A 24,436-nucleotide genomic window follows, 5' to 3' on the forward strand; every position below is an offset into this window, starting at 1 on the left:
GTCGCGCATCGCGAAGCCAATCGCCACCGCAAGCGTGCCGCCCACCAGCGTGAGGACTGCGTCCGTCAGCTTGAAGCTCAGCGCGATCACCACCGCGCCGGTGATGATGTAGATCGCGAACCTCAGGAACGACTCGACCTTCTGGAAGGTCAGTCGACGGTTGGTGAAGCGATTGCCGAGCCCAACGACGATGTTGTTCAGGAAGCGCACGAGCAGCCCTGCGCCAACGACGACGCCGAGGGATACCAGCACGCCTGTCCAGCGGACGAAGCTGATGATCTTCTCTACGTCCGGCGTTTCGGTTTGGGCTTGCGCCGCTGCTGGAAGCAATAGCACATAGCCCAGGATTGGCAGACTCAGGCGTTTCATAACGAAATATTCAGCAAGTGACGGCGTGACAGCACGCGAGTTACCGCGCGGAACCAAGTCCAGGTGATGCGCAGCCGGCCTTCGTCGTCACGCACCAAGTAGCCACGGAAGTCAGCGTAGCGCACGGCGTCCAGAACCTGATGTAAGGGGAGGCGCGTCGTGTCGGCGATTGCATCCACGGTTGCAGGATCCAGGCGGACGATCGCGCGCAACACGAACGAGGCGGCGTCGGGTAGCTGCTCGAGGTCTGCGGTGGGTGGCGCTCGGAACAGCCCAACTTGAAGCTCGCCTTGATCGTCGATGCCCAGGCTCTTGCGCCAGAAGTGGAGCGCTATGGCGGGGTTACCCGCCGAGTAGTCCCAGAGAAGCCGGTAGTAGCCGCGCTTGGTGGCTGCCAGCTGCTCCGCGTGCTCAATTTCGTCACCGTCGAAGTCGCCCTCGATCAAGCCTTCGAAGCTCGGCTCGAGTCCGGCTTGATTCGTTCGTTCCTCGAGCAGCTCGGCGATCGATTCCTCTCGCCAAGGCTGCATCACGATCACGTCGTCGAAGATGGGTCGCGTTCCACGGGCGCGCTCAACCAGTTCGAACATTGTGGAGTCGAACACGAACACCCAAGTACAGAGCCTGCTGGAGTCCCGCGCAAGCGCGAGCACCTCGTCAAGCTCCTGTAGTCCGCCGATGGTCGGTTTGACGAGTCGGTGAGCGTCATCGACAATCAACGCGTTGTCGTCCTCGATTCCGTCCAGCGCGGCGATGAGCTGCGAGTTGTCGGCGTCTGGTGTCAGCTTCAACTGCCGTTTCAGCTGCGTGAGCAGCTCAATCGTTCCGCCGGTTGGGCAGCGCTGATAGGTCGAGTCGGGGTGTTGCTCCAGCACGCGCTTCACCAGCGTGGTCTTACCTGAGCCGCGCTCACCGACGATCGCGAACACGCCGCCACCGACCTGAGCGATGCGGTCGTTGATTGCCTCGAGCTCCGCGTCGGCAGCGGTTTGTACCAGCTCCTGCGCCTCGGTTTCGGGGGAGAGAGCAAAGTACTGTTCCTCGGGGATACGGGATAGCTTCGGTCTACTCTCCGCCTTCTTGGTTAGCTCCCGCCGAAACAGGTACGCGAGCACCTTGCGTACCAACGTGACCGTGGTGAGGTAGTCGCGCCCGATGCGCATCACGCCTAGGAACAACAGATAGCCGCCGCCGAGCGCGGCAGCCATGAAGCTCTTGTAGCCGGTCTGGTTGGTCACCACCCAACCCGCCAGTGCGCTCCGCTTCTCCCGCGGCGCGAGCCGCTCGAAGATCACGTCACGCCACCAGCCAACGAACACCAGCGCGAGGGGGATGCCGATGAACCAGCACGTGCTGAGTACCCAGTCGTGCAGCGTTCCACGGCCGACCAACTCACTGCTGAGTGTTAGCACGAGACCGAAGAACACGATCACGCGGCCCAGTACTCTGAGGGTGCGGAGCCGTAGAGCTGCTACGTCATGCTTCGTTGCGTAGATGCTCGCGTTGCGACTCGCGAGCGCGTCCACCAAGAGCACCGCCACGGACCCACCCAAGATCCAGCTGGCGAAGATCCAGAGCACCTGCACCTCCAGCAGATCGACGATGGGTGAGCCGATGAAGGAGAGCGCCAGCCAGAGTACGAGCAGCGTTTCGAGGGGTGTGCGTACCCGGCGTAGAACCGCGATCCCACCGGGGCCCCAGCGGCCGAACAGGGTCTGCGAGGATTTGGCTCGCTCTTCTTCAGCTCGCTCTTCGAGCAGCTCAAGCAGCTTGTCCGCCCGGCGACGCCACCACACGAAGAAGCCCAGCAAGAAAACAAGCTTCAGCAAAATGATGCTGGCAAACACACCGCGCGCAGCTCCAGTTGTCGGAGCCTTGAGCCATTCTACTGCCGCGCGGATATGAAAACGAACTACCAGACTCACCTGGGCTAGCTCCGCGCGCGCCTGGTCCCAGCCGCTGGTGCTGAAGCTCGTCAGCTGGCTCTTTTGATCCGCGGACATCAGCGCAAAGAAGGCCAAGCGGTCCTTGTTCAACGCTTCGACCAGGTCCAGCTGTGCGGTCGCTTGCCGCCAGACGACGTCCCGAGCCTTCTTGCGCAGAGCTGCTTCCTGGGTGACGACCGTCTCGCGTAGTGTGTCGTACTCGTCGCGGTCGAGCTCCACGCCGCCGGACTGAACCTTGTCCGGACCGGCGCTCGGGACGTCGTCACCGCTCTCACTCAGCCCATCCAGGCTCGCGCGTAGCTCGTCGCGAGCTTTCCGCAGGGCAGTGCGCAGCTCGAAGTAGAGCTTGTCTGTCGCGGCGCTCGTCGCCTCCAGCTTCTTGCGTTGCTCGACGTGTTCTTCAGTCTTGCGCTGCCACTCGAGCTTGGTCTCGCCGAAGCTCGCGATCTTGTTCTCGCGCTCGAGCAGCGCCTTCTCGTAGTCGGCTTGCTTGACTCGAACTCCCAGCAGGCGGGCGCGCTCCTCGTTCAGCAGGCGCAAGATCTCGGTCTTTGATTGCGCTGCCTGCTCCAGCGCCTGTCGCTGTGCGGCTTCCGCCTGAGCTCGGGTCTCCTCGGTCGCCGTGATCTTCTGGGCGGTCTCGCTGACCTTGCTCTTTGCCTCTTCGACGCGATCCGCGTGCTGCTTGAGGATGGCTTTGCGTCGCTCCTCTGGCAGCTCCAAGAAGTCGAGCCGCGCGCGGTCTAGCTCCAGGCGTGCGGTCAATAGCTCCGGGTCGGCGGACGCTGGGGGTGCGGCGTCGCTTGGGGGGGCACCGGCGTCTGCGCTGGCGGCTTCGTCTTGATCTTTGGTGGCCTTGTTTGGCTTCTTTGGGGGGGAGACGCGCGGTTTGGGCGCTGGCTTCTTCGGGGCCTTCTGTTTCTGCGCGGAAGCACCTGTGGCCGCATCGGCACCGGCGTCGGCTGCGTCACTGCTCACCCCCAAGACCCGCCCCAGGCGCTTCACCTCGACTTGCACGGCGCGCTCGTCGCGGAGGTCGATGTCGAACAGGCTCTCCGGGGTGACCAGCAGATCCAGCTCACCGTTGATCAAGTCGGCGATCTGCTTGGCCTTCGTGCGCAGCTCTTGCACGTCGTCCGGCACTTCTGGAGCGACCGGCGCTGCGCTACTGGGAGCTGCGCTGCTGGGAGCCGCACCGCTCGGAGCTGCGCTCGACGGGGGTGTCGCGCTGGAAGACGTTGCAGGAGGAGCAGCCCAGCCAGAAACGGCGAGCAGACACAAAGCGAGCGTGAGTGCGACCCAGCTCCTGATTGGGAAGCGACGAAGGTAACCTTGCATGGACCCTGAAGAACGAATGCGCACGAGTGCGCGCCGATCGTCCCCTGAGACGGTCCTATTGGCCCACAAACCTCAAATGTCAGGGGCCAGCGCCCGAACACGGTCGAGGGTATCTGCCTCATTCGGAGACTTGTCGTCGCGATAGCGCTTCACCCGGGCGAAGCGCAGCGCGAGCCCTGCGGGGTATTGGGGGCTCGCTTGAACGTCACTGAAGGCGATCTCGACGACCAACTCCGGACGCACGTACACCGTGTGACCATCGCGCTCGATTTCGCGGCTGAGCAACGCCTCGGTTTGCCACTTCAATAGTTGGTCGCTCAGCCCTTTGAAGGTCTTGCCCAACATCACCGGCTGACCCGATCCGGGATCGATCGCTCCGAGGTGCAGGTTGCTTAGCCAGCCTTTGCGGCGGCCACTGCCCCACTCCGCTGCAAGCACCAACAGGTCCAGCGTGTGCGCTTGCTTGAGCTTGAGCCAGCTCTGCCCGCGGCGACCTGCCTCATAGCTGGCATCCAGGGACTTCGCCATCACGCCCTCGTGTCCGGCTTCGAGGGCGCTGCGCAAGAACTCCGCTGCGTGCTTGGCATCCTTGGTCTGGATGCTCGGCACCCTGGATGCCTTGGGTACGAGTGCGCCGAGGGCTCGCAAGCGCTCGGTGGTCGGTGCGTCGAGCAGGCTCCCGTCGGCGTACAGGCAGTCGAAGTAGAAGCTCGAGAGTGGCAACGTCTCGACCAACTTGGGGTCGACCGCCTTGCGGCCAAAGCGCTTCATGGTCACCTGAAAAGGCAGCGGTGACTTGTCTTTCCGTAAGGCAATGGTCTCGCCGTCCAAGATCAGCTCACGAGCGTCGATGCCCCGTACCAGCTCTACCACTTCGGGCAGCGCCAAAGTGACCTCGTTCAACAGGCGGGAGTAGACGCGCACTTCGTCTCCCCGCTTGTGCACTTGAACTCGAGCGCCGTCGAGCTTCCACTCGAGCCACGCCGACCCGAGGTGCTCGAGGGCCGCGCTGGCATCCTCGGCTGGCGACGCCAGCATGGGGAGCACCGGGCGAAAGAGCTGGATCTGCACCGCCGCGACGGCCGCCTCACCCTGACGCGACAGGCGCGCGAGCTCGCGCAGATCACCCAAGAGCATCTGGGCGCGCCGCACGGACGCCAGGCTGAGCTGCGCGCTCTTCGCCAGGGCATCGACCACGATGGACTCCAGGGCACCTTGGCGGAGCTCCCCGGAGAGCAGGCCACGCAGGAAGCGTTGTTCTTGCTGCGTGCAGCTCGCGAACAGCTCTCCCAGCATTTGCGCACGGATATTCCCGGAACCCTTGCCTTGCAAACCACGCAGCGCGTTCAGGCGCCGCTCGACGCCCTCTAGGTCGAGCGTTGGCGAGCTCGCCGGCGCCCTTCTACTGTGCTCGAACAAAAGCTTCGGACCGATGCCCAGCTTGCCGGCGCTCTCTTCGGAACCGGGATCCGCTCGCGGGGGGAGCACGACCCCGGCCATCCACGGCACGGCAAGCTCCAGCTCGAGGTCGCTAGTAGCGGCGAAGGTTGCGGCGAGCAGCGCCAGCTTTTCGCCACGCTTGCGGGTGTCGGCCACCCGTTGGGATGCCTCGGCCAGCTCGATCAGCAGCATCTCCGGAGCATAGCCTCGGCCGCTTACTGAAGCGGGAGTGCGTGGCGATGGGACGCCAGTGATATCAGGCTTATTCCGGGTTTTTCGACAGTGACACGACGGTTTGCCCGGCGCCGACTCTCCGCTATAGCGACGCGGTGGTGGCCCCGCGCAGCAGTGGTCGGCCCGTGGGTTCGATCCCACAGGTGCCGCGTCCAACGGATTTTGGGCGCTACCTCGAGATCGCGTGTTGGATCGTGATCGGCCTCTCGGCGCTGCAGATCCTGATGTTCTCCTTCGGGCGCGATCAGGGGATCTACGCGCTGGTAGCGAGCGGCGTGGTGAAGGGCCAGATGCCCTACCGCGACCTGTGGGACTTCAAGCCGCCCGGGGTCTTCCTGATCTACGGCCTGGCAGAGTTGCTCTTCGGCAAGGCCATGTGGGGTGTACGCATCCTGGAGGTCATGGGCCTCTTCGGCATGGTGTTCGCGTTCCGACGCTTCGCCTACTACGTCTTTGGTGAGTCCCGCGCTGGCACCTTGGCAGGTGCGCTCGCCGCGCTGATGCACGCGCAGCTCGAGTTTTGGCATACGGCGCAGCCGGAGACCTTCGGCGGTTTCCTCACGGCAGCGGCGCTGGTGCTCACAGTCAAGGATGACCTCTCCAGGCGCCGCATCTACAACTGGATCGGCGTTGGCGCTTTGTTCGGATGTGCGTTCCTGCTCAAGCCTCCGCTCGGAGGCGGCGCGTTGGTCTGCGCTGCCTACCTAGCGCGGCGAGAGTGGCTACATGGTTCGACTCGCGTCGAGTCGCTGAAGCCGGTGCTGATCGCGGGGCTGAGCTCGCTGGTTCCGATCTTGCTCGTGGCGGGTTGGTTCTGGCTCAAGGGCGCCTGGGGCTCCCTTGCATGGACACTCTTCGAGTTCACGCCGGGCTACACTGCGCTGAGCTGGGAGGGACGCAGCGCACCACCGATGCTGTGGTGGGGGTTCACCCAGTGCTTCTTTCGCTACAGCGCGCTGGCTCCTGCGGGGATCTTCGCGGCGCTGCTCATGCGGCCGATTCACAGCCGAGAGCGGGAAGGGGTGCTGCTGTTGCTTGGTGTGATCGCGATGCACCTGACCGGGATCGCGATGCAGGGGAAGTTCTTCCCCTATCACTACGCCGCGACGTTCCCGCTCTTGGCGTTGCTTGCCGGGGTTGGCTTCATCAAGCTCTGGCGCTTGTGCCTGACGGGGGGTACCGGCGGCATCCTGGCGTTTGCGTCGTTCGTCTACTTGTTCGCGATCATGCAGACGGCGACGACAGATGTCGCTGGGTCGTTCTGGGACCGCTCGGCGACGCGAATGGTGGCCCTGTACAGCGGTGAGTGGCTGAAGCACCCACGGGAGCTCGATAGCCGACTCTACTACGTCGCGGACTACAACCTATTCGCAGATGAACAGGTCGCAGACGTCGTGGCGAAGCACAGCGACGCGAAGCAATGGGTGCTCGTATGGGGCTTCGAGCCGGTGATCTACTGGCTCTCGGAGCGCCAACCTGCAACCAAATACATCTACAACGTCGCGCAGCGCTCGAGCTGGGATCGAGAGCGCGCGCGCACCGATCTGTTGCGGGAGATCCGTCAGACGCCGCCCAGCGTGATCGTCGTTCAGAAGAACGACGTGTTCCCGATGGTGACGGGAGACACCCTCGACTCTCGGCGCAGCCTGAACGAGACTTTCCCCGAGCTGAAGCAAATCCTCGAGGAGCGCTTCGAAGTGACTGAGCGGGTCGAGGACTTCGAGATCTATACGCTCCAGGCACCCGAGCCCGAACCCGACTCGAGCGACGTGCTTCAATAATATTTCCGTGAGGATAATGTAAACCCAGGCGCGCTACAACTTGCTGCGCAGGGCCTGCCAACGCAGCTTCCACACGACACCCACCGCTTCGGCGAAGATGCGTCGGCTCATCTTGCTGTCACCCGCGCGGCGGTCAACGAACACGATGGGCACCTCGACCACCTTCAAGCCGTGCTGCAGTGCGCGGTAAGTCATTTCGATTTGAAATGAGTAGCCGTTCGAGCGAACGCGATCCAAGTCGATGGTCTGGAGAGCAGCGCGCGAGAACGCCTTGTAGCCGCTGGTCAGGTCCCGCACGTCGGCGCCAAGGATGACTCGCGAGTAGATGGAGCCGCCTTTGGACAGCACGTGGCGCCCTAACCCCCACCCCTCGACCCCGCCGCCGCTGATGTTGCGCGAGCCGATGACCGCATCTGCGCCGGCCTCGAGCGCGTTCAAGAAGCTCGGGATGTAGTTCGGATCGTGGCTGAGGTCGGCGTCCATCTCGAAGAAGATGCTGTACGCCGGGTTCTGTAGTCCGACCCGGAACGCATCGAGATAGGCCGTGCCCAAGCCGGACTTCGAGGGGCGATGCAACACGGAAACGCGCTTGTCCCGCTCCGCGATGCGGTCGGCGACCTCTCCAGTGCCATCTGGGGATGCGTCGTCCACGACCAGCACGTGCGCCGCAGGGGCCACGCCCAACACCGCCTGAATGAAGATCGGCAGGTTGTAGCGCTCGTTGTAGGTGGGAGTGACGACTAGGCAGCCAGCACCTAGCGACTCGTGCTTCTCTCGCGCGGAATCAGACACAGGGATCCAGAGGCTCAGCTTCTAACATGACCTCAGTTGGGCACCAGCTTGGTTCCATCGGCGGGCGTCACCCAGATCTTCTCGAGGCGGATGGCTAGCTGTCGCTGGTCCTTGGAGCCCGGTTCGGTCTCCGCGGGACGCACGCTGGTCGGGTAGCTCAGCTCGAGCAGGTTCGTCCCCTTTTGCAGCAGGTTCGGGGGAACCGAGTAGGTGTAGTAACCCCAGCCGGCACCGAACTTCTGGCTGCCGATCGACTTTCCGTTCACTCGCGCCTCGACGTTGAGTGGCGCGAGACCCTCGATCGCGTGACCCGTGATGCGTACTTCGTAGGAGTTGGTTGCTTCCGGATCCAGCGCGAGCGCGATCACCGAGCGATTGCCGGAGCTCCAGGCAGCCGAGCGTTCACCGTCGCTTTCGTCATCGTAGAATCCGTCGACCAAGAAGGGTCGTGCGCTGGTCGTCCCCACGTCCAAGTCAATGCTCGGAGTCAAGGGCATCAACGTGAGGTGCGTCAGCTCCAGCGCAGAATCTCCGAGGGACACCAGGCCAAGGGCGTTGCCCTGGGGATTCAGCAGTGCTGACTGAATCACACGCGACTGCAGGCTCAGGCTGTCGCTGAATGACAGCGTCGCGAGGTCACTACCGTTGAGTGTCAACTTCACGCGGCAGCTCGGCGTCCCCGGCGCTTTGTTGCAGCGCCCTCGCAACCCGAGCACGTATTGACCCGCCTTGCGCGCGAGCGCCTTCAGGTCGTACACGACGGTCGGTGTCGCCAGGACTGCAGCGGGCTCGCCCCCGCTCTCCTCGACTGGAGACGGAATGGCATCGGTGTCAGCGCTGGCGGGCTGGGCCTCGACTCCGAGCTGGGTCATGGTCACCCCGCCCGGCAGCGGCGCATCGAACAGGCGTAGGGTCAGCGATCCCGGGGGAGGGGCTGATGGCGCTAGTACGCCGGTCGGATTTTTCCTGGCGACGCTCGGCTGCCCAAGCGGCTTCGCATCGCCCTCGACTTCTACCTCGACTTGCTCCGTGGGGGCGGGACGGGTCGCGGCGTATTCGCCGTAGCTCACCGTGGCCAGGGTTCCCCCGAGGTAGCAGAGCCCAATCGCCAGTGCGCGGCCTTGTCGCCAGGGATCCAGAGGACGGGCAGTCACGTCGCATCCTTACCGCGGTTCGAACGCGGAGTCGCGCGCGAAGCACCGCTCCACCACGAAGCATTGGACGCGCACGCGTCCGTGCGTGCCCGTTTGGCGCCTTTGCTGATATTGCTGGGCCAGGTGACTCCCGACGCCCCCGCTGCTGTTCGCTTCACGCGAAGACGTGCCTTCTGGCGCGTCTTTCGCTTCTGGCTGTGGCTTGGGTTCTGGTCGTGGCTCGTCGATGAGCTGTGGTTGCTCCTGAGCGGGGTGCCGAGCGGGGGCGCTCCCGCGTTTTGGCGAGGTGTGCCCGGAGGTGCATTCGCGGCGCTGTTCGCAGCTGGACTGGTTGGGACTGGTATCGGTGCGCTCTGGGCGTGGTCCATCGGCCCACGCAGCTCGGCTAGCGTTGTCAAAGACGTTGCCTCGAGGATCAAGGTTTGGTTGAGCGCAGGATCGGGTGAGGAGCATCGTGGACGACTGGCGCGCTTCTACGCGCGTTTCTTGGCCTTCGCACTCTTCGCGTCGCTCTTCGTCGCCATCACGCCCGCCTTGGTGCTCACGATCGCGCGGCCCCTGAACCTCGCGCTCGTGCTGCTAGCGATTGTCGTTGGCCTGTGCACCGCTGCCTGGTCGTTGGTGCCGATGTTCACGCGCTTCAGCGCTTTCTGGCTCCGCTTGTGGGCTCGAGTTCCTGGGGTGCGCTGGCTGGTCAGCCATGTATGGCACAACCTGGTCTTGCTGTTTGGGGTCGGGCTGTGCGTCGGCTTGGTGGTGTTCGTGTTGTCTTGGAGCGTGGTGTCGCACCTGCCCTGGGGGGGGATCCTCACGAGCTGCCTCGCGTCGCTGCTTGCGCTTATTACCGCATGGATTCATGTCAAGCTGACGGCTCGTCGCGCGTGGCCAGGTTGGATCTTGGCTGGGCTGTGCGGGGTCGCCCTGCTATTCAGCGCAGTGCTTGGCTTCCGTATCAAGCAGGCGCAGGTCGTGACTCGCCAAGCCCTGGGGGATGGACTCACTTTGGGCCGCCTCGGGTCGCTGATTTTGGGTCAGCTCCTCGACCCCGATCGCGACGGGATCGCCTATGGCTTCGGCGGTGGTGACTGCGCACCCTTCGATCGGAAGCGTTTTCCTGGGGCGGTGGACATCCCGGGCAATGGCATCGACGAGAACTGCGATGGCGAAGACTTGGATCCGAAGCTCGCCGGGGACTTTCATGGGCGCATCGACTTCCCGCGCCCTACGGGCTTTCCGGATCGGCCAAACGTTGTCTTGATCAGCGTGGATGCTCTCGCGCCCAATCACATCGCCGCGTTCGGCGCGAAGCCCATCGGAGCCGTGAAAGACATCGCGCCCCGACTCAGCAAGCTCGATGCCGAGAGCGTGTCTTTCCACGCTTGCTTCGCTCAGGGGCCATCGACACGGCTCTCCGTGCCAGCGCTGTTCACTTCGCGCTACGACTCCGAGATCAAGCGTCGCCTCAAGGGGCGATTTCCGTACGAAATCATGCCGGAGAATCAGACCCTGGCGGAGCTCTTCCAAGCTCGCGGGTACCACACGGCAGCGGTGTTGCCTGAACGCTACTTCTTGCCGTCGAATTGGCGCGGGCTCACCCAAGGTTTCAAGAGCATCGATGGATCGCCCGCCCGTATGCTGAGCGGGTCAGTGCCGCACAACGCAAAGCAGGTCGCAGACGCCGCCATCGCCGTGTTTGCCCCGAAGGCGCCCGACCCGGACCAACCGGAGGACGCGAACGCCTGGGACCATCGTCAGCCACTCTTCTTGTGGACCCACTTCTACGACGCTCACTGGCCTCACGATCAGCCTTCCGACGTGCCGGAGTACGGGGCGACCGAAGAGGCGAAGTACAACGCAGAGGTCACCCTGGTCGATCGCCACCTCGGACGCCTACTAGACGCCATCGAGCAGCAGCTAGGAGCCAACACGCTGGTCATCGTGACCGCGGATCATGGCGTTGGATTCGACGAGCCCCGCCACGCCAAGTACGGGTATGGGCACGACCTCAGCAGTGTGGTGCTGCAAGTCCCAATGATGTTCCGCCACAAGAGCTTGAAGCCGCACCGGGTCCAGAGCTTGTGTTCCACCTTGGACATCTTGCCGACGCTCGCCAACCTGATCGGCCTCAAGCCGAAGGGCGGCCCGCGCGGCACCAGCCTCGTTCCCGAGCTGCGCGGCGACCCGCCCGCGCCCCGCTTGCTGTTTCACCAATACTTCGTGCCAGAGCAGCAGGTGCGGCATCGAGAGCCGCTGAAGCTGGTAGCGATCCGCGGTGAGCGCTTCAGCGTCCTGCTCGATCGAGACCACGGCGAGTATTCCGCGTGGGACTGGCGGGAGGATTTCCTCGAGCGTCGCGATATTTGGCCAGGCGGGGACGACCAGCAGGCGCGCGAACTCAATCGGCTGCAGCAGCTGCTCGAACTCTACACTTTTCAGATGCGGCGTCGCTGAGGCGTCAGCTCGATCGCCGTAGACAAAAAGAGGGCTCCCCGGCTCGGAGGGGGGGGAACGAGCCGGGGAGCGAAAGGGTCACAGCCTCGAGCCGGAGGGGGGGTCAGCAGGTAGGCTGTGATGAGTAGACGGCAGTAGCCGGGCGGAGGGGGGGTTGCCTCTAGCCACCACCTGAACGTCACTTAGCACGCAGTGTGCCATGCGACTTTCACGTGCTTTCGCGCAGTTATGTCCACGCATGCTTTCAAGGTTGAAAGACTTGCGCTGTCCTGCCCCTGTGAGACGCGGAGTCGCCGATGCGGTGGATTCGAGTAACGCGATTTCAACGACTTGGTCACTCTGAGTGAGGCGATGTCGCCCACGAGTGCCAATCCGTATGTTTGTGCTCAACCTGGCCTAACTCGCCGATTATATTAGTGTTTTCCTGGTGCCCTAGGTTCTTGCTCCGGTCGACCGGTCGAAATGTCCGGGTGCGCCTTTCAGAATTGAAAGGTCGAATTTACCTCATGACTTTGAGGAATTGGAGGGGTCGGCGGGTTTTGCGAGGAACGAAAGCCCGCGCCTCTCGGGGGGAGAGGTAGCAACTATTAGCTTTCGGGCGTTTCAATCTTGCAATTAACCGCACGAGACTCCCCACGGAAAGGGCACCCGAGTCTCGCTGAGTCCGTTATTGCTGACCGCTCGGTTGGCTTTTCTCGCGCTGAAACAACCACCAGGTCCCGTCGTGAGCGACCAGGTGGATGGATGGATCTGTGGCAAACAGCCTCGATGGGTCGTGCCGCTGACGGATCAAGAACCAGTCGAAGAATGCGCCATGGGTATGCAAACGGAACCGCTGGGGAGTCCATTCCCAGCGATCGGGGACTGGCGGCGGGATCACCCCGCGACCATCATACAGGCCCGGATCCGTATCCTTGCGGTAACGAATCGGGCTGTGGTTGAAGCCCACCAGGTGGAACGACAACCAGCCACCCTTCTCCGCCTGGATCCATGCGGGAAGGTGAATGTACGGCGTGTTGCGCTTGGAAGAGCCCGAGTGGTCGAACACGAGGTACAGCAACCGGGGCGCCTTGGGGATGTGCTCCGCGACACGCTGGAAGTCCTGGGTGCTGCGATCGAAGGCGTGAAACTGCTCCGCAACGAAGAAGCCGAGACGCCCAACGAAGACCCCCAAGCCCGTCACGAAGGCCAGGCGATACCACCACTGGCGCGGCAAGTCCGGCAGCACCCCAAGCAGGATGAAGCCACACGCGGTCAGCTCCCGGGGGTAGACGTACCACCACACCCCAATGCGGATCGGGAGCGTCAGGTACGACAGCAAGTAGCCGCCCGCGAGCAGCAAAGGGAGCAACGTGACTCCGAAGCCCCACCAGCGTTCCCTGACGTCGCGGTGACGGAGCCGCCCCTGCCACCAGAACAACACGCAAGCGACGATCAAGGCCACACACGCAGCCGAGAGCACGCCTTCGACGCGGGTCGTCTCTTCTTGCGCGGCTAACCCGACGAAGTCCGTCCAGAGGTGTTGCTGGGCCTCCTTGAGGCGCCCTGGGTGCAGGCTGAAGTCCAGCTTCCCGACCGTGTCGTCCTTTGGGCGAACCAGGGAGTACAGCGCCAAGAGCGCGCCGCCCCAGAGCACCGGGCCGACGACGGGTCGCACGCGCTTCGTCGCTGGGTACATCAGCACCGCCGTGCCAGCGACCGACAGCAAGGTGAACGGGAGCCGGAACACGTGGGTCAGGTAGACCGCGGTGATACACAGCGCCAAGGCGAAACTACGTTTCCGCGAGGGTTTGTCTAAGGCTCGTAGCGCGAGGCCGATCGACATGGCGTAGAGCCCGATCGCGCCTTGGTAGTTCAAGAAGCCCCAATACGTTAGGTTGCTCCAGACGAAGACGACTCCGAGCAGCCCCCAAAGCGGGGTCTTTTTCATGCCCCAGAACAGCACCCCGAGCCCCGCCGGGAGCAACCCCAGCATCAGCGCCGCCATCAGCTTGGATGCGGTTGTCAGCGGAACGAACAGCGCGAACACCGCGCCCAATGCGTACATCGACATGTACGGCACTTCGATTGGGTGAAGCGTGAACTGTTCGTGGAAGTGGTAGGCGGGATCGAAGTAGTGACGCAGGATGCTGGTCTGAGCCGCGTGAAATGGAAAGTCGGTCAGCGGCAGGTAGCGAGTGACCATCAGCGGATAGCCGACGGCGTAGATCGTCACGGCTAGCGCGGCGGCTGCGACGAGGCTTTGCATGGGGCGTGCGCGAACCGTGCGCCACCAGCCATTGAGCCTCTCGCCGAACATTGCGGCCTTTTACTCCAAGCTCCAGTGCCGTGTCCGGAGTCGTGGCCAGAGCCCGCGTTTTGACCCGCAAGACTGGGCAAAAGTGCCAGCATTTATGGCAGGCTCCGCGCAATGAGTGAGCCTGAAGCTGCGTCGTCAGAGCGACCGCCGGAGTCGGGGTCCGCGCCCAGCTCAACCGCTCCAGCCCAAGCGCCGCAGGACGGAACTGCACCCTGGCGACTGATTTGGTTGGCAGTGCCACTCCTCGGGCTGACGGAGCTCGGAGCACAACTCTGGGTTAGCCATCGCGCCCCTTCAGCGGACGACTGGAGCGCCGTGAGTGGACCAGTTCGTGAGCTGCGCAAGCCGGGCGACTTGGTCGTGGTGGCGCCTGAGTGGCAAGGCCCCAACGCTCGCCGAGAGTTCGGCGACGAGCTCATGCCATTGCGAGATGTCGCTCGCGCGGATGCGACCAGCTATCAGCGCGCCATCGAGATCTCGACCTTGGGCGATACCCTTCCAGAGTTCCGCGACTGGCCCATCGTGGAGAGGCGGAGCGAAGGCGCTTTCGAACTCCTGGTTCACGAGAACCCGAACCCAGCGGTCGTGAAGTTCGATTTCCTCGAGGAATTGAAGCCGAAGCGGGCCGAGGCGTATACCTACGACCCGGGGGTCGGGAGAGAACAACGTACGCTGTGCCACTTCAACTTCAACTCGCGCGTCAGCAGCGGGAACCTGGGGGGGCCACCCACGTTTCCTCGCGAACGGTTCCAGTGTCCTGGAGGGGATGCGTACTTCGTCGGCGTGACGGTGATTGACGACAGCCACGAGTACCGCCCGAAGCGCTGCATCTGGGCGAATCCCACCCCGACAGGACCGATCGGCATCACTTTTCGCGAGGTGCCACTGGGGAAAGTGATTCGGGGCTTTGGAGAACTTCCGTGGGTGCTCGAGCGGCAGTACAACGGTCCACCGATCGTGCTCAGCGTGCGCGTCGCCGGCCAGGAGATCGGGCGCTTCGAGCACCACGACGGGGAGGGGTGGCGTGGCTTCGAGTTTCCGCTGGGAGCCCTTGCTGGGCGTACAGAGGACGTCGAGTTCGAGGTCAGCTCTAGCATGGCACGCGAGCGCTACTTTTGTTTCCAGGCGGATAGCCGATGAGCATAGAAGAGCCAGAGCGTCAGGGGGTGGCTCCCGTTTGCGACTTGAGTCGCCGCGCGCGCGTCCTCGATTGGGCGATTGCCGTAGCCCTGGCTGTTGCCTATGTGTGGCTGCTGCTATCCAGCGTGAAAGACCTCGGCTACGCGAGAGACGAAGGCTTCTACTTCGCGGCATCGAAGAGCTACGCTCAGTGGTTCGAGCTGCTATTCAGCACGCCGAAGCAGGCGATGGAACCGGTGGTCGTGGATCGCTTCTGGCGGGCAAACAGCGAGCACCCGGCGTTCATCAAGAGCCTCTTTGCGCTCTCCTATACCTTCTTGTTTACCAAGTGGAAATTGTTCGCGGAGGAGGGGACGGCATTCCGCTTCCCTGCCATGGTGCTCAGCGGCGGTGCGCTGTCCATCGTGTACCTCTGGGCGCGGCGGATCCTCGGCACTGATTTTCGCGGACGCTTGTGCGCGTTGGGCGCGGCAGCGCTACTCGGAGCGATGCCGCGAGTCTTCTATCACTCGCACCTCGATTGCTTCGACATGCCGGTGCTCAGCATGTGGCTGATCACGACCTACGCTTACTGGCGAGCGACGCAGAGTGGGCGCTGGGGCGCGGCGATCCTGACCGGTGTGCTGTATGGGCTGCTGCTCAACACCAAGCACAACTCGTGGCTCCTGCCGTTTGCGCTTGCTCCGCACCTGCTTCTTCTCGGCTCGCTCAAGTTCTGGCAGCGACCCCTCGAGGGGAGGCGGGGCGCGCTCAAGGCCTGGCTCTGCATGGCCACCATCGGCCCGGCGCTGTTCTACGCCACCTGGCCCTGGATCTGGCGCCACACTGCAGATCGCCTGCAGGCCTACGCCAAGTTTCATCTACACCACGACTACTACAACATGGAGTTCTTGGGGCACACCTACTGGGAGCCCCCGATGCCTCGCGGATACGCACCCGTGATGACTGTGGCGACCGTACCCACCATCACGCTGACGCTGTTCGCCGTTGGCCTGGTGGTCGCCTTCAGACGCCCATTGTCGCAAGGCATTGCCTGGCTGCGGCGTCGCTCCACTGAGTCGTTACCCAAGCGCTTCCCCACGTTCGCTCTCTGGGCGTGCTGCGTGCTTGTGAGTTACGGACCGTGGGTCAAGTCGGACACGCCAATTTTCGGCGGCACCAAACACTGGATTCAGGCTTACCCCTTCATCGCGTTGTTTGCGGGTCTTGGTCTCTGGGTGACCCTGGAGCGGCTGGTCCACCTGGTTGAGAGCCGGCCGCTTGCGCTGCGTCGCGGTGTCCAGGTGGCGACCACTTGTGCCGTGCTGAGCGCCCCGATCGTTACCACGTGGAATTCTCATCCGTGGGGACTCTCAGCGTATGTGCCACTGGTGGGTGGTGCGCCGGGTGCCGCGAGCCTGGGCCTGAATCGCACCTTCTGGGGCTACGCGACGGGCTACGCTGCCGACTGGCTCAACCAAGAGGCGCCGCCCAACGCGCGCGTCTTCATCCACGACACCGCCCATCAGAGCTGGCAGATGATGGTCTCGGACGGCAGGCTGCGAAAGGATCTGCACGTGGTTTGGCGCCCCAGCGACGCAGACATCGCGATCTACCACCACGAGCCGCACATGCTCAAAGTGGAGTACCAGGTCTGGGTGGCCTTCAACACCATCCAGCCCGCGTGGGTCGGCACACACAACGGCGTCCCCGTGATCTGGATCTACAAGCGCCCCAAGTAGTCCCGAAGGCTGACGCTGCAGCCTCTGTTGGTGTCGCCCGGATTTTGGGGGGAGGGTGCAGCTTGACTGGCCGAGCGGGACGCCTTGTTTCCGTGCGGGACCTGGCTTCGGCTCTCGTATTGGCGAAGCCTCGTCGCGATTCGGGGTCCAACCGCCAAGGACGCCAAGGGCGCCAAGATTTTTGGGGATTGCTACTCAACGGCTTGGGAGCCGCCATCTGGGCGCTGCATGCGTCCGGTGGTCTTCAGGGCCAGAAGTGCCCGCTATCTAGCGGGCGGTCCCGTGTATCGAACACTAGTGAAGGCACATCCGTCGCGACCCCCAAACCTTGGCGCGCTTGGCGTCCTTGGCGGTCGCCTTTGCTCAAGTCACCTTGAGTAGCTTGATACGGCAGCGAGGAGACGCTCAGCACGGCCCCCAACCCCTTGGCGTCCTTGGCGTCCTTGGCCCCGTTTGCTCAAGTCACCTTGAGTAGCTTGATACGGCAGCGAGGAGACGCTCAGCGCGAGCCCCAACCCCCTTGGCGCCCTTGGCGTCCTTGGCGGTTCGCTCCCTGCTTTGGGCGCTGGAGAGCGTCGGCGCAGGGCCTCCCGTTCCGGCTCTAAGTGGCTGAATTGACTGCTTGAAACTCCAGTTCAAAAAAGAAAGTGACAGCTCACTTTCTTTTGCTAGAGTCACCCCATGCCCAAGCGCAAGCTCCGTGCGCCCGAGCCTCAGCAGGCTCGGGCCATTGCCACGCGGCAAAGCCTAGTGGACGCGACCATCGCGAGCATCGTTGAGCTCGGCTACGCCCGCACGACGACCACGGAGATCTGCAAGCGCGCCGGCGTGTCCCAGGGCGCGCTGTTCAAGCACTTCCCGGACAAGGCGGAGCTGCTCGCGGCTGCGACGGAGCACCTCTTCAAGGGGCTCGTGCAGGGCTACCGCAACACGTTCATTACCATCATCGATCACCCCGATCGCTTGGGGGCGGCGCTCGAGCTGCTCTGGGGTGTGTTCACCGATGCGCCGCTCCAGGTGGCGTTCGAGCTTTACGTCGCCGCCCGCACCGACGCCGGGCTGCGCGCCACGCTGCAGCCGGTGTTGATGCAGCATCGCCAGAACTTGCGCGACGAAGCCGCCTTCTTTTTCCCTGAGGCAGCGGAGAGTCCCGAATTCGACTCGACCATCGACGGCATCATGGCGGCCATGCAGGGCGCGGCACTCACTGGTATGGTGCTCCCCCAACCCGAAAGTAGCCGAGGGGAGCTCTCGTTCATCGATCGTGCGGCGCGTGCGGACTTTGCCCGCGCCATCGGCTTGCTCGCGAGCCAGCGGAAGCGCGCGGCGGCATCTCCCGTGGAGAGTGTGTCATGAGTCAGATGACGTACATCTTGTTCGCGATCCCGATGTTCTTCGGGACGATGTTCCTCGAGTACTTGCTGGGCCGCAAGCATCGCCGTCGTGGCCGTGGCTTTGCGGGGAAGGACACAGCGGCCAGTCTCGCCATGGGCGTCGGCAATGTGATCCTCTCGTTTGCTGTCAAGGCTGCGAGCTTCGGTCTCTACCTGTGGGTGTACCAGTTCCGACTCTTCGACATTCCGGAGACCGCTTGGTGGACCTTTCCGTTGCTCGTGCTGTGTGAGGACTTTTGTTACTACTGGTTCCACCGCGTGCATCACGAGGTGCGCTTCTTCTGGGCGGCGCACGTGAACCACCACTCGAGCACGCACTACAATCTGTCGACGGCGCTGCGCCAGAGCTGGACCACACCCTTCACGGGGCCACTGTTCTGGGCGCCTCTGGCGTTGGTTGGCTTTCACCCGGCGCTGATCTTGGTCGCACAGACCATCAGCTTGCTCTACCAATACTTTCTCCACACGGAACTAGTGCCCAAGCTTGGCCCGCTGGAGTGGATCTTCAACACGCCGAGCCACCACCGGGTGCACCATGGCCGTAACCCCGAGTATCTCGATCGCAACTACGCTGGCATCTTCATCATCTGGGATCGTTTGCTGGGCACCTTCGAGCCGGAGCGCGCCGAGGTCGACTATGGCCTGACGAAGAACATCCAAACCTACAATCCGTGGACGATCGCTTTCCACGAGTGGAGCGCGATGTTCAAGGACGCCTGGACGGCGGATGGCGCTCGCAACAAGCTCGGGTTTTTGTTGAGGCCGCCGGGGTGGTTGCCGGGTGGAAAAGGGGCTACCGCGAAAGATCTGCGACGCTTGGCGGAGGCTCAAGCGGCTGAGGCTTCGGCTGCTCAAGCTGCCGCTCTCGAGGTCGTGAAGCCTGAGGCGGCGGACGCCGCTGAAGCTCACGCGGCTCAGGCGTAGCCAGGCGCTCCAGTGGCAGCTGAGGCGGCCGAGCCGTTCGGAGCCTGCTGTCGTCTGCGCTGGTGAGCGTCGCTCACGCGCTGTTGAACCCTCCGTGGGAACAGGGTCGCGCCAGTGCGGAGAAATACTGGCCGACTGGCCAGTCACTCCTCTCCCCCAAAAATGAGCTTGCCGACGATTAAGTCGTACTTATACTCCCGGCAACACTGTGGGACAGGGTACGCGAAAAGCCGATGACGTCGCACTGACGCTGCTCGACCAGATTGTGTCGGGAGAGCGCGCCGTGGGCAGCGTGTTGCCAACGGAAGCCGAGCTCGCGGAGCAGTTCGGGGTCAATCGTGGAGCCGTACGGGAGGCGAACAAGCTGCTCGAAGTGCATCGGCTGGTGAAGCCGGTGCGGCGGCGCGGCACCGAGGTGCTGGACCCGATGCAGTCGCTCACGCCCGAGGTGTTGAAGGCGATGTTGGTGGACCGCAGAGGTCGCGTGAACGTCGACATGCTGGGTCACTTCCTGGAGCTGCGCGCGGTGCTCGACGTAGAGATGGGGCGCCTCGCCGCAGAGCGCCGCACGGAAAAAGACTTGGTGGCGCTGGACGCCTGCGTGGATCGCATCGCGGAGTGCGTTGGCTGTCCGGAAGACTTCGATGCAGAGCTGCACGAGCTGGGGCTGACGCTGGCGCGCGCCACGCAGAACCCGATCTTCGTGATGCTGTCGCACTGGAACCGGCAGATCTACGGCTACCTCGGCTCGCTGCTCGGCAGCGTGCGGCAAGCGACCGAGCAACAAGTGGTGGCGTATCGCAGCCTGGTGGCAGCAGTGCGCCGACAAGACGTGGAGACGCTCACCCAGATGGTGAGCGCGTTCCACAGCTGGGCCAATCAGGAGTTGTTGTTGGCGGCGAAGAGCTGGAAGCCGCCACATAGCTGAAATGCGCGCGGCTGATCCGTCAGGGCAGCGCGTCGCGCGAAAAGAACAGGGGAGACAACATGATTCATGAGCTAGGCGTTTCCACGCCGAACGGTAGTGCTTTGTCTTTGGACCGTAGTCGCCGGCCGCTGAGCGAGCCGCCGATCGGAGAGCGCACCGAGTTTGGTGCCGCGTGGCACAAGCAAGTTGCGGGGCTACACGTGTTGAAGCTGAAGGGCAGCTTCTACGAGATGGGTTTGCAGCACGGGACCCTGCTGAAGGAGCACATCCCGAGCGGGCCGGTGAGCTACTTCAGCGAGTACCTGGAGAAGTTCTTGAAGCCCCTCGGCGCCGCGGCCCCCATGGCCAAGCGCACGTTGCAGCGCACCGTGGGGCGCTCCGTCGAGCGGCAGCTACCGGTGTTCGCCAAGGAGACGCTGCGTGGCCTGGCTGAAGGCGCCGGCCTCGATGAGCGGCGCCTGATGGATGGCTCGACCATGCCCGACGCGATGCTGTGGGTGGTGACTCAACTCACGCGCTTTGGTCGCCCTGGCCCTGCCGTGCGGCACCGCCACGACCTGAGCCTCGGTTGCACGTCGGCGGTTGCTTGGGGCGCGGCGACTCAAGACGGCAAGCTGCTCCACGCGCGAAACTTCGACTACCACGGCGTCGGCACCTGGCCGAAGCACCAGGCAGTGGTGTTTCACGAACCCGAGCAGGGCATGCGCTACGTGTCCATCGCTGCCGCGGGGATATTGCTTGGCGGCGTAACGGCGATGAACGAAGCCGGTCTCACGCTGACGATGCATCAGCATATGTTCACCGACCAGGTGCGCCTCGGCGGCACGCCCGTGGGTACCGTGGGTGACATCGTGATGCGTAACGCGGAGAACCTCGACGAGGCAGAAGCCATCCTGCGCGCTCATCGCCCCATTGGTTGCTGGACGTACATCGTCACCGACGGCAAGCGCCGGGAGGTGCTGTGCTTCGAGGAGAACCCAGCGCGCCAGGTAGCGATCCGCAGAGGCGCGCCGGACACTCACTTTGGCTACGCCAATGTGTTCCTCGACGCCGAGCTCGGAGCAACCGAACAGAACCTGTACCCCTCGTACTGGCGCGCAAACTCTGGACGCCACGCGCGCGTGAACCAGCTGCTGGAGCAGCACTCCGGGCGCATCAACCAGGAGACCATGGCTGAAATCCTCGCGGATACGGGCAATACGGAGTGTCGGCTGCGCGCCTCGATCTCGATGCTGATGACGGTCGCTTCGGTGGTCTTCAAGCCTGAAGACGGCGTCGTTTGGGTGGCCACAGGAGACGCGCCGACGTCGGCGAATCGCTTTGAAGCGTTCAGCCTCAAGACGCAGGACCACGCGCCTTTGATCGGTGCAGTGCCTGCGACCGAGGGGCGCTCGGCGGCTGACAAAGCGTCAGGGCTGGTGCCAGCCGTCGGTGCGGCGCGCTCTGCACGCGCAGGCTTCGCAGCTTACAGCGAGGCCTTCTTGGCGTACACCGACGCGGAGGACTTGGGGCTCGCGCGTCGGCGTATGGCTGAGGCGTGCGAGCTGCAGCCTGAGCAGCCGCTGTTTCACAACTTGCGCGGCTTGCTGGAGCTGCAAGCGGGCAACGTGGCGAGCAGCGAAGAGGCGTTCCAGCGCGTGTTGGACTTGGGTCATCCAGACCCCGAGCGACTCGCGGCCGCCCACGTCTGGCGTGCTCGCTGTCGTGACCTGAGCGGCAATCGCGCTCTGGCCGTGAAGGATTACCGTACGGCACTGGCGGGGACGCCAGACCCGGTGATGCGTCGGGCCGCTCGCCGCGGCTTGATGCAACCGTATAGCTCGCGGCGCGCGCGCAAGCTGAACATCGAGTTCAGCTACGCCGATGTCGTCGCGCCGTGAGCCAACGTCAGGCGGCTGAAAGCACCAAAGGCGACGTGAATCGGTCCACGTCGCCTTTGCGTTGTGCCTCCCCCAATAAAAGAAGCCTAGGAGAGCGCTCTCTTGCGCATCAAGGGCTTGTGGGGGTGAGGTCCACCGGGTTCGTCGGTGCGCCGTCGTGGATGGCGTCGTTGCCGATCCAGTAGATGAAGCGCGGGTCCCGGATGTCGTCGAGGTAGGCCTCGAAACGTACCGTCTCGCCAGGATCCGTGTGGAAATACATGTGATCGTAGTCGAGCGCCGTATAGCCTACGAACTGTGCGTCGTAGCCCTCGCTGCTGAACACGTCGTCGTCCACTTCGAGGCCGTCGCCACGCACGCTGTCGATGTACACCCCTTCGGCGACGGTGGCCACGATGTCCCAGCGACACTCGTAACGCGAGATCTCGGTGTCACAGGTGGTGAAGACGTGCCAGTCGCCGTTGCCCAAGTACTCGATGAAGGCACCTGCGCCGACACCGGGCGCCTGGCTCAGCGTTGCGCCTGTGTCGATCTCGGCGGCCACGACCTTTGGGCCGGGGTCGGTGTCTTTCCGTGCGGAGCGATCATCCTTGTAATAGCAGCCGGTGGCGAGGGTTGCGGCAACGGCGCCGAGCATCAAGCAACGTGTGAGGCGATCGAAAGGCATGTATTGACTCCGTTAGCGACGACGACGGACAGGGGGCGCGCTGCGTCGCGGACTCGGCGACGACGAGCGACTACCACCAAAGCTTCGGCGAGGGGTCGAGCGCCGCGGCGTGTAGCTCGAGCTGCTCGACTTCTTCTTCTTCTTGTAGTCGGAGCTACTCGAGCTGCTCGACTTCGGGCGGTAGCTACGACTGCTACCACTCGACTTCGGGCGGTAGCTGCGGCTGCTACCACTCGATTTCGGGCGATAGCTTGGAGCCGGCTTACCAGTTGGCTTGTAGCTGCGGGTCGGGCGCTTGCTACGCGGGGTAGACTTGCGGGTGGACTTGCCAGATTGGTACCGTGAGGAACTGCGCGGTGCCGCCCGAGGCGTGGGGCTCCGCGGTGTGGCTCGCGGCGCGCTGGTGCGCCCAGGCGTTGTTCCGAGGCTCTTCGAGCGCGGTGAGCGGGTGGCTGGACGTGCGCTGCTGCCTGCGGCACGCACACCGCTGCCTGAGCGCCGAACACTTCCCGCGGAAGGCCGTGCACTGCTGCCCTTGGCGCTGACCTTGGGTCGAGGCGCGCTCTCGAAGTTGCGTGCGCTCAGAGCCCGCCCGCCCTTCTTGAACGCCTTGGAGCGGTTGGTTGCTGCAGATCCCGGCAGCGCCTTGGGGCGGTAGGTGGGCTTGCGGATCTTGCTGGAGGTACTGCGCTTCGACGCTTGCACGGCGCGAGGCTCCGCGGGAGTGCGCGCCTTGGGACGCTTGCCAGCGGGAACGTGAGACTCGCTGGGGGAGGGACCGCGATGTGGACGCGCCGCAGTGCGCCCCGGGCGGTGGCGATGGTGCGGGTGGTAGCGCCGGGTGTGCCGTGCGGCATAGCGCACGCGGTGGTGGTCGTGGACGATGTACGTGTGCACGTGGTGGTCGTAGACGTACGCCGTCGGACAGAACACGTAGGGATACGGCGGATACACCCAGAGCGAGACGGCGACGCCGCCGTGCCAGCCCCAGCTTGGAGGCATCGGAGCCCAGCCGATGTAAGCGTAGTCGTCACTGGGAACGCGCCACACGACCCAGGCCGGTGCGTAGCGTCGGCCTGGGATCCAGGCCCAACCCACATCGGGCACCCAGACCCAGCGACCGTAGTGGAACACAACCCAACCGAAGTCGTAGCCGCTCACCCAGATCCAGTCGCCGTTCTCGTCTTCACCCCAGTAGCCGTTGCTGACGTAAGGCGCGAAGTCGTCACCCACTTCCGCGCGGTTAGGGATCCAGACCTGACCGTAGACGGGGTCGTAAACCCACTGTCCGTGGGGATCGAGGTAAGGGCGGAAGTCGTTGAGCGCAGCCGGATCTGTGTCGCCGTACTCGTCGGCGGCGGGGGCTGCGCCTTGGTCGGTGTACTCCTCACCCAAATCGTCGGCGCTCATCTCGCCATCACCCCAGTCGCCGTCCGCGGCGTCCTCCGGGGCTTCTGCGGGCTCAGCGGGCGTAGCCGCTTCGGCGGGGGCGGGTGTGATCCACTCGCCGTCGTCTTGGGCGTGGGCTGGGGAACTCGTGATGGTAACGAGCAACGCAACGCACGCGATGAAGGCACTCCGAACGAAGCCGTGCGCGCTGAGCAACGACTCGCGGTTCGAGGCGCCACGCCCATCACGCGGGTCTTGGCGGTGACTCGCTGGGGCAGGAACTCTTACCGACATAATTCTCATGATGGTCTCAGCCAGTGATTGGAGCAACACGCGTGCCGGTTCGACGTTGGAGGCGCCACATCGGTGCTAGCAGCCGGCGAATCGACGGCTTTTCCGTCCGTGTTCACTGGAATCGGCGCGCTGCAGTTCGGAGTTGCGTCCCCCGTCGAGGGGATTGTTCTACGGCGAGCAGCCTCGGGTCTCCCCTCGTGCGTCCGACGCAGGCGCAAATGCGCGAGTTTCAAGCCGATTCGCGATTGCGCGCGCGTCCCGTCATAGCCGATCCGCGCCTTCGTGCCGGTGCGCC

Annotated in this window: 16 protein-coding genes; 8 read left to right on the forward strand and 8 right to left on the reverse strand. The window is 63.9% G+C overall.

Translation table 11 applies throughout. The features are described from left to right. From H6718_35605 to H6718_35615, 3 genes are all read right to left on the reverse strand, one after another. The coding region (locus tag H6718_35605; protein ID MCB9590789.1) for a mechanosensitive ion channel family protein at nucleotides 1–369 on the reverse strand (369 nt) is incomplete at its 3' end. Then, the gene (locus H6718_35610; protein MCB9590790.1) at nucleotides 366–3,458 is read right to left on the reverse strand and encodes an AAA family ATPase; all 3,093 of its coding nucleotides are present in this window, start codon (nucleotides 3,456–3,458) and stop codon (nucleotides 366–368) included. The genes H6718_35605 and H6718_35610, both read right to left, overlap by 4 nt. Before the next feature lie 267 nt (nucleotides 3,459–3,725). Continuing rightward, nucleotides 3,726–5,285 carry an ATP-dependent DNA ligase gene (locus H6718_35615; GenBank protein MCB9590791.1) on the reverse strand — a complete coding sequence of 520 codons (1,560 nt, stop codon included), beginning with the start codon at nucleotides 5,283–5,285 and terminating at the stop codon, nucleotides 3,726–3,728. Between the two features lie 167 nt (nucleotides 5,286–5,452). On the opposite strand from H6718_35615, the gene H6718_35620 reads away from it, so the two are divergent. After that, nucleotides 5,453–7,108 carry a glycosyltransferase family 39 protein gene (locus H6718_35620; protein MCB9590792.1) on the forward strand — a complete coding sequence of 552 codons (1,656 nt, stop codon included), beginning with the start codon at nucleotides 5,453–5,455 and terminating at the stop codon, nucleotides 7,106–7,108. Nucleotides 7,109–7,141: 33 nt separating this feature from the next. Here the strand turns inward: H6718_35620 and H6718_35625 are convergent, their stop codons facing one another. Together H6718_35625 and H6718_35630 are read right to left on the reverse strand one after the other, a co-directional pair. Next, nucleotides 7,142–7,900 (reverse strand): polyprenol monophosphomannose synthase, encoded by a 759-nt coding sequence (locus H6718_35625; protein MCB9590793.1) that lies wholly within the window; start codon nucleotides 7,898–7,900, stop codon nucleotides 7,142–7,144. Nucleotides 7,901–7,932: 32 nt separating this feature from the next. Then, the gene (locus H6718_35630) at nucleotides 7,933–9,054 is read right to left on the reverse strand and encodes a hypothetical protein (GenBank protein ID MCB9590794.1); all 1,122 of its coding nucleotides are present in this window, start codon (nucleotides 9,052–9,054) and stop codon (nucleotides 7,933–7,935) included. 123 nt (nucleotides 9,055–9,177) lie between these two features. Between H6718_35630 and H6718_35635 the strand changes: the two genes are divergently transcribed. After that, nucleotides 9,178–11,505 (forward strand): sulfatase-like hydrolase/transferase, encoded by a 2,328-nt coding sequence (locus tag H6718_35635; protein ID MCB9590795.1) that lies wholly within the window; start codon nucleotides 9,178–9,180, stop codon nucleotides 11,503–11,505. A 667-nt stretch (nucleotides 11,506–12,172) separates the two neighbouring features. Here the strand turns inward: H6718_35635 and H6718_35640 are convergent. Continuing rightward, nucleotides 12,173–13,753: a hypothetical protein gene (locus H6718_35640; GenBank protein ID MCB9590796.1), complete on the reverse strand. Its 1,581-nt coding sequence runs from the start codon at nucleotides 13,751–13,753 to the stop codon at nucleotides 12,173–12,175. Between the two features lie 162 nt (nucleotides 13,754–13,915). On the opposite strand from H6718_35640, the gene H6718_35645 reads away from it, so the two are divergent. The 6 genes from H6718_35645 to H6718_35670 all read left to right on the forward strand — a co-directional run bounded on the left by H6718_35645 (nucleotide 13,916) and on the right by H6718_35670 (nucleotide 21,791). Further along, complete coding sequence (locus H6718_35645; protein ID MCB9590797.1) at nucleotides 13,916–14,944, forward strand: hypothetical protein; 1,029 nt, start codon at nucleotides 13,916–13,918, stop codon at nucleotides 14,942–14,944. Further along, on the forward strand, nucleotides 14,941–16,665 hold the full coding sequence (locus H6718_35650) for a glycosyltransferase family 39 protein (protein MCB9590798.1): 1,725 nt from the start codon (nucleotides 14,941–14,943) through the stop codon (nucleotides 16,663–16,665). Before H6718_35645 ends, H6718_35650 begins: the two co-directional genes overlap by 4 nt. A 681-nt stretch (nucleotides 16,666–17,346) precedes the next feature. Further along, on the forward strand, nucleotides 17,347–18,021 hold the full coding sequence (locus H6718_35655; GenBank protein ID MCB9590799.1) for a TetR/AcrR family transcriptional regulator: 675 nt from the start codon (nucleotides 17,347–17,349) through the stop codon (nucleotides 18,019–18,021). After that, a complete protein-coding gene (locus H6718_35660; protein MCB9590800.1) occupies nucleotides 18,018–18,983 on the forward strand; it encodes a sterol desaturase family protein in 966 nt (321 codons plus the stop codon). The genes H6718_35655 and H6718_35660 overlap by 4 nt, the downstream gene beginning before the upstream one ends. A 208-nt stretch (nucleotides 18,984–19,191) precedes the next feature. After that, on the forward strand, nucleotides 19,192–19,911 hold the full coding sequence (locus H6718_35665; protein ID MCB9590801.1) for a FadR family transcriptional regulator: 720 nt from the start codon (nucleotides 19,192–19,194) through the stop codon (nucleotides 19,909–19,911). A gap of 59 nt (nucleotides 19,912–19,970) precedes the next feature. Beyond that, nucleotides 19,971–21,791, forward strand: coding sequence for a hypothetical protein (locus tag H6718_35670; protein MCB9590802.1), 1,821 nt, complete (start codon nucleotides 19,971–19,973; stop codon nucleotides 21,789–21,791). Between the two features lie 109 nt (nucleotides 21,792–21,900). Here the strand turns inward: H6718_35670 and H6718_35675 are convergent, their stop codons facing one another. After that, nucleotides 21,901–22,458: a hypothetical protein gene (locus H6718_35675; protein MCB9590803.1), complete on the reverse strand. Its 558-nt coding sequence runs from the start codon at nucleotides 22,456–22,458 to the stop codon at nucleotides 21,901–21,903. A gap of 12 nt (nucleotides 22,459–22,470) precedes the next feature. Then, nucleotides 22,471–24,150: a hypothetical protein gene (locus H6718_35680; protein ID MCB9590804.1), complete on the reverse strand. Its 1,680-nt coding sequence runs from the start codon at nucleotides 24,148–24,150 to the stop codon at nucleotides 22,471–22,473. Nucleotides 24,151–24,436: the final 286 nt, after the last annotated feature.

The sequence above is a fragment of the Polyangiaceae bacterium genome (assembly GCA_020633205.1).
Taxonomy (GTDB): Bacteria; Myxococcota_A; Polyangia; order Polyangiales; family Polyangiaceae; genus JAHBVY01.